Consider the following 6,160-nt stretch of genomic DNA (forward strand, 5'->3'; position numbering starts at 1 on the left):
ATAAACGTCCTGCCTGACCGGCTACTGCTGTTCAGCGGCGCTGACGGCGATCATCAGGTGGGGGAGTTTCAAGTGACCATACCCGGGGGATTTTGACCGACCCACGGGGTTTACAATTTGGCAAGCATGCCGCGTGCGGCGGTGTGAACCGTCGTTAATTCGGTCGTAAGCCGATTGCATGAATATGCAGGAATTCCGGGGGTAGTTCCATTCATGTCCAACCGTGCGACGGCAAAGTTCTTGCCGCAATTCAAGCTGGGTACCAAGGCCGTCCTGTGCGCCGTGCTGCTGATCGCCGTGAACACGGCGCTCGTGGTCGGCGCCGGCTACTGGTCGCTCACCTCCGCCTTCAATGATCGTGCACTGCGCGACATCGAGGTCAATTTGCGCACGCTGGCCCTGGCTTTTGCCGAGGTCGTTCCCGACGCGAAGATCACGATGCGGGATGGCGGGGTGGCGCGCGCCGAGATTCCCAAAATGCCGGAGTTCAGGGATCACGCCATCGTCGATCGCGCGGTGTCTTATGTCGGCGGCAATGCGACCCTGTTCGTGTTCGATGATGCGAGCGGGCAGTTCGTCCGCCGCTCGACCAACGTGAAGAAGGAGAACGGCGACCGCGCTGTCGGGACCCAGCTTGCCGCCGATCATCCCGGGCAGGCCGTCCTGCGCCGCGGCGAGGCGTACAAGGGCCCGGCCACGCTGTTCGGCAAAACCTTCATGACCGCCTATTTCCCGGTCGCGGATGCCACCGGCAAGGTCGTCGGCATTCTCTATGTCGGCATCCCCATGGCGCAGCTCGAGAGCATGCTGACCCAGGCCATCGAGAGCATGGCGATTGCGGCCGGCATTGCCGCACTCCTGGTCCTGGTCCTCACCTTGCTGGTCGTCCGCCGTATCACCAAGCCGCTCACCTCGGTCACGCGCTCGCTGACGGCGCTGGCCGAAGGCAAGAGCGACGTCGAGATCGATTGCGAGGATCGCGCCGACGAGATCGGCGAGATCGCCCGCACGGTCGCCGTATTCAAGAGCAACTCGCTGGAGCGGGCGCGCCTGCGCAGCGAGCAGACCGCGGCCACGGCTGCTGCGGCGGAGCAGCGCAAGGCGGAGCTGCGCAATTTCGTCGAGCAGTTCCGCGGCAGCGTCGGCGGCATCCTCGACAAGGTGCTGAGCTCCTCCGGTGAGTTCGAGCGGGTGGCGCGGCAACTCACCGACACCGCACGCTCCACCGCCGATCTGTCGGCGCAGTCGGCCGGCGCATCCGAGGACGCCTCCGAGCACGTGCGAACGGCGGCCTCGGCCTCAGACGAACTGTCCCAGTCGATCTCCGAGATCACCCGCCGGGTGCAGGAATCGAACGAGATCTCCGCCGAGGCGGTGCGGCAGGCCGAAGCCACCGATCAGCGCATGGCGCAGCTCTCGGAGGCGGGGGCGCGCATCGGCGACGTCGTCAAGCTGATCACCTCGATCGCCGAGCAGACCAATCTTCTGGCGCTGAACGCCACCATCGAGGCCGCGCGCGCCGGGGACGCCGGCCGCGGCTTCGCGGTGGTGGCCCAGGAGGTCAAGACGCTCGCCGGCCAGACCGCCAAGGCGACAGACGAGATCTCGAACCAGATCGCCAGCATGCAGCTTGCAACGGAGGAATCGGTCACCGCCATCAAGGCGATCGGCCAGACCATCGAGCGCATCAGCGGCATCGCGGGGTCGATCTCGGCCGCGGTCGAGCAGCAGAGGAGCGCCACCCACAACATCGCGGCCAGCGTTCGCGCTGCGGCCTCCGGTACTGCCGATGTCGCGGTCAATGTCCGTCACGCCGCCAAGGGCGCGAGCGAGACGGGAGAGACCTCGAGCCGGATGTTTGCCTCTGCCCAGGCGCTGTCAGGCGAGAGCCTGCATCTGAAGGCTGAGGTCGACAGCTTCCTCGACCGCGTGCACGCGGCCTAGGAGCGGGCGTGTGATCTAACACTGTCATCCCGGGATGGTCCGAAGGACCAGACCCGGGATCTCGAGATTCTCAGGTGCGCAATTGCGCACCATAGTTCGGTCCTGCGGACCGCACGCGAAGATAGTGAGTTACTTCGGCTGCGGTACGATGCGGATGTAGGGCTTCGGTTCCTTCCAGCCCTGCGGATAGATCGTCTTCGCCTCGTCGTTGGAAACCGAGCCGGCGATGATGACGTCCTCGCCCTGCGTCCAGTCGGCCGGCGTCGCAACGCGGTGCTTCGCCGTCAGCTGGAGCGAGTCGATGACGCGCAGGATCTCCTGAAAATTCCGGCCTGTCGTCATCGGATAGACCAGCACCAGCTTGATCTTCTTGTCCGGCCCGATGATGAAGACGTTGCGGACGGTCTGGTTGTCGGCCGGTGTGCGGGTGAGGGGATCGCCCGAGGTCGAGGCCGGCAGCATCTCGTAGAGCTTGGAGACGTTGAAGTCGGTGTCGCCGATCATCGGGTAGTTGGGGGCGGCGCCTTGCGTCTCCTTGATGTCTTCCGACCATTTGGAATGGCGGTCGACCGGATCGACCGAAAGGCCCATCAGCTTGACGCCGCGCTTGTCGAATTCCGGCTTCAGCTTGGCAAGCGCGCCGAGCTCGGTCGTACAAACCGGCGTGAAGTCCTTGGGGTGGGAGAACAGGAGAGCCCAGCTATTGCCGATCCAGTCGTGGAACTTGATCTTCCCTTCGGTGGTCTCGGCTTCGAAGTCGGGCGCGGTGGTGCCGATCGGAAGTGTCATGGTTCTACCTCATCTCATTGAATTTACTTGGTAATTTATCTTCGGCCGTCACGGACAGTATAGGGTCTTCGCGGCCCTAAGTGAACCGCTTCAAGTAAAATGTGAATTTCTTCTCTGAAGGGCCGATTTCCTAGCACCTTTCTGTTACAGCCGCGCCTGCGACGAAACATCCCGACCGGAGCCGTACGGTCTCGATTGCCCCCATAAAGCCTTTTATGACCCGCATCACGCTCGCCCCGACGCCTCCGGAACCGAAATGGTCCTCGTAGCGACTAATCGGCAACCATTGAGAAAAGTCGCGATCCCCGTATCGAGTCATTAACCACCCCTTTACGCCCGCATGAAAATGCTGGTCGATCAGAAGAAATCTGGAAGTGAACTATGTCTGCCGCTGCGCATAAGTCCGTTGAGTCGCCGTCCCTCGAACCGTCCTGCCGCGATACCGCGGCTCATGCATTGACCGTCGTGCGCGACGGCGTGATCACGGGCGAAGGCCCGACCACCAAGGGCCGGGTCCACTTTTCCCGCTCGCTCGACGCCGATGACACCGCCTGGTGCGCGCGCATCCTGACCGCCACGGCCGTCAACGACCAGCCGGTCAGCCGCGCCGAAGCCGAGGCGCTGTTCGAGATCAATGAAGCCGCAACCGAGCGCACCGATGGCGGCCGGTTCGACGACCTGCTCGCCAAGGCCGTTGCCCATTACGCCGCGAGCGCCTCGGGCCTGAAGGTGCCGCCGCGCAGCGTCGCGCTGTCGGCAGAGTCCGAGATCGAGAGCTGGGCGCCGTCCTACGCCGCCAAGGTCAACAGCGAGATGCTGGAGTGGATCGCCGGACAGATGCGCGGCAAGCGCCAGAACAACCGTCGCCTGATGGCGATGGTGGCGACCTTCCTGGGCGCCACTGCGCTGCCTTTGGCGGGCCAATTGCCGAACGTGTTCGACATCGGCATGTAAAAGATCTGGGCATGTAAGAGTTAGACGAGACTGTCGCGCCCCTTGCGAGGCGCGACAGACAGCGGCGGGGTTATTTCCCCGCCGTTTTTTGTTTGCCGGCATCCGGCTCGAGCCCGAGCGTGCGGCCCGGGAAACCGGCGGCGTCGAAATAGCGCTGGCTGCCGACGCGCTGGAAGTTCAGCACGGTCACCAGGCCGCCCTCGGCGGGCTTGGACTTCAGCGTGCCGGTATAGGCCTTCGGTACGATGCCGTTGGGCAGGGCCTCCGACATCACGCGGCCGACAAGGCCGCCGTTCTGCGGGCCGCGCAGGCCCATGAGCTGTGCGGCCGTCATGCCGACGTCGGCATTGCTGACAGGGATCTGGCTGACATAGCCGGCTTTGAAGTCCGGACCGATCGCGGCCATGAAGTTCATGGTGTCGCCGCGGCTGAAGCTGCCATGCATGCCCTGGCCCTGGCGCAGCACGGTGTCGGCGACCTGCACCGAGCAGTTGGTCGGCGCTTCACCGCAATCGCTGGCATAGGAGCGGAAATTGACGACGATCGCCGGCGTTGGCGTCGCCGACTTGCCGCGCAGATTGATGCTCGACAGCGGCAGGGTACCGGGGATGCGGCCGAGCGAGTCGTCCACGAACAGGCCGGAGACGTAATCCTGCTCGAGCAGCGCCTTGACGGTCTTGACCGCCAGCTTCTTGTCCTTGTTCGGCAGGTAGATCAGGTCCGAGCCGCCATTGGTGGCGATGACGAGGTCGGGCTTGGTCGGATCCTTGCCGAGCACGCCGTTGCCGGCCTTCGGATGGGCGTTGCCGGTGACGGCGGCGTTCTTGTCGTTGGGGTCGAACAGCGGCAGGTCGAGCGCCTTGGCGAGGTCGATTGCCAGGAAGCCCATCGGCAAAAAGTCCTTCGGCGTGTCGTCATAGCTGAGCTTGGCCGAGGGGCTGGTCTTGCTCTCCTTGGAGATGGTCGAGAAGCCGTGGTCGGCCTGGACCATGATGTTGGTCGTCGCGGCAAGGCCGAGCTCATCCAGCGCCTTGCGGAGCTGGGCGAGATTGTCGTCGGCGTTCTTGATGCCGGCCATCGAGGTCGGCCCGTTGATGCCGGGCTTGATCTGGTTGAGGCTGTCGCCGGTGTTGTGCTGGCTGCCATCGGGATCGCGCGACCAGAACACCAGCACGAACGGCTTGTTGCGCGCCTTGAACATCGGCAGCACGACCTTGGCGGCGACGTCGGCGAAATAAGCCTGCTGCGCGACGTTGGCGACAACGGTGCCGGGCGTCTTGGCATCACCCGCCTTGGAATTGTCGCCGCGCGGCGGCGTGGCGAGGGGCAGACCGGCCTTGGTCAGCGCGTCCTTCACCTCGTCCGACAGCGCCACGCCGTTCTTGCCGCCGGTGGAGTCGTCGAACACGACCGAATGCAGGCCGGTCTTTTCAGGCTTGTCGGTGTGGTCGAACTGGTAGGTCGGACCGACCTTGCCGATCGCCGCGGTGCTGAAGCCCTTGTCACGGGCCATCTTCAGAATCGTCTCTTCGTTGAGATAGTCGCCCTTGAAATGCTCGTCGATGTCGCCGAGCACGGCGTCGTTCTCGATGAAGGGGACCACGGTGTCGCCGGCAGGGACGGACGTATAGTTGGTCCAGATCGTGTTGGAGAACACGCCGGTGTCGCCGAGATAATGGCCGGTCGACATCGCCGAGCCGTTGGCCATGGTGAAGGTCGGGAAGAGCGAATGCGGGTTCTTGAAATTGACGCCCTTGTCGCGGACCTCGGCCATCGCCGGCGCGGTCTCCGGCGTAACCTTCAGCGCGCGCAGACCATCGGGGATGAAGAGGATCAGGTTGCGGGGCGTGTTGTTCTGGGCGGAGGCAAGTCCTGTGGACAAGACTGTCAGCCCGGCGGACAGCAACACCAGTGAACGGCGCATCGAAATCTCCTGCGGTGAGGCGGCAACGGCCGCGACCGCGGCCCCCGGCATTCGTTTAGTTTTGCTGTATGACAGTTTTGTTACAAGAGGGTCGGGGCATGCAAGAGGGCTGGGGAGGGGGCTCGTTCTCACGGACAAGTCATTGCGTTGCACCTGCATCCGTCCCTCTCGTGTCCCGGACGCGGTGCGGCACGAAGTGACGCTCCGCAGAGCCGGGACCAGGGACGCCGCGGCACTCGCTGATGCATGGGCCCCGGCTCTGCAGCGCACCGCTGAAGAAGCGCTGCGCTGCGTCCGGGGCACGAGACCGTTGTTGAATGGCTGACATAGGCTTGCATCCTCGCGGCTTGTTTCGCCCGAGCTTTGCTCTCGTCGCCTCACCCCCGATGAAAGAGGGCGCAGGGAAGACCGGGAGCCGGGTAGCTCCCATTGACCGCTATGCCATGAGTAGTCTGCGCTACAATGCACAGCGGGTAACAGGGCAACCGGAGCATCCCGGCCTTCCCTGCGCAATGGTTGGAACGGCTTATGTCGTGCTCTCCCCGGGGA

At 64.1% G+C, this 6,160-nt stretch carries 4 protein-coding genes; 2 read left to right on the forward strand and 2 right to left on the reverse strand.

The annotated features are described in order from the left end of the window. The first annotated feature begins 213 nt into the window (after window positions 1-213). Window positions 214-1,944 carry a Cache 3/Cache 2 fusion domain-containing protein gene (locus QJT78_RS47510; protein WP_028153623.1) on the forward strand — a complete coding sequence of 577 codons (1,731 nt, stop codon included), beginning with the start codon at window positions 214-216 and terminating at the stop codon, window positions 1,942-1,944. 129 nt (window positions 1,945-2,073) lie between these two features. Here QJT78_RS47510 and QJT78_RS47515 read toward each other — a convergent pair whose 3' ends face one another. Continuing rightward, window positions 2,074-2,733 (reverse strand): peroxiredoxin, encoded by a 660-nt coding sequence (locus tag QJT78_RS47515; protein ID WP_014494579.1) that lies wholly within the window; start codon window positions 2,731-2,733, stop codon window positions 2,074-2,076. A gap of 381 nt (window positions 2,734-3,114) precedes the next feature. Here QJT78_RS47515 and QJT78_RS47520 point away from each other — a divergent pair, with 381 nt between their 5' ends. Next, the gene (locus tag QJT78_RS47520) at window positions 3,115-3,687 is read left to right on the forward strand and encodes a hypothetical protein (protein ID WP_028154483.1); all 573 of its coding nucleotides are present in this window, start codon (window positions 3,115-3,117) and stop codon (window positions 3,685-3,687) included. Between the two features lie 70 nt (window positions 3,688-3,757). Here QJT78_RS47520 and QJT78_RS47525 read toward each other — a convergent pair whose 3' ends face one another. After that, a complete protein-coding gene (locus tag QJT78_RS47525) occupies window positions 3,758-5,611 on the reverse strand; it encodes an alkaline phosphatase family protein (RefSeq protein ID WP_028154482.1) in 1,854 nt (617 codons plus the stop codon). Between the last annotated feature and the right edge of the window lie 549 nt (window positions 5,612-6,160).

The organism is Bradyrhizobium sp. Mp27, from assembly GCF_029953005.1.
GTDB classification, from domain to species: Bacteria; Pseudomonadota; Alphaproteobacteria; order Rhizobiales; family Xanthobacteraceae; genus Bradyrhizobium; species Bradyrhizobium barranii.

Coding starts and splice junctions, on each gene's coding strand:
- QJT78_RS47510 (WP_028153623.1), top strand. CDS start 214: ATGTCCAACCGTGCGACGGCAAAGTTCTTGCCGCAATTCAAGCTGGGT.
- QJT78_RS47515 (WP_014494579.1), bottom strand. CDS start 2,733: ATGACACTTCCGATCGGCACCACCGCGCCCGACTTCGAAGCCGAGACC.
- QJT78_RS47525 (WP_028154482.1), bottom strand. CDS start 5,611: ATGCGCCGTTCACTGGTGTTGCTGTCCGCCGGGCTGACAGTCTTGTCC.
- QJT78_RS47520 (WP_028154483.1), top strand. CDS start 3,115: ATGTCTGCCGCTGCGCATAAGTCCGTTGAGTCGCCGTCCCTCGAACCG.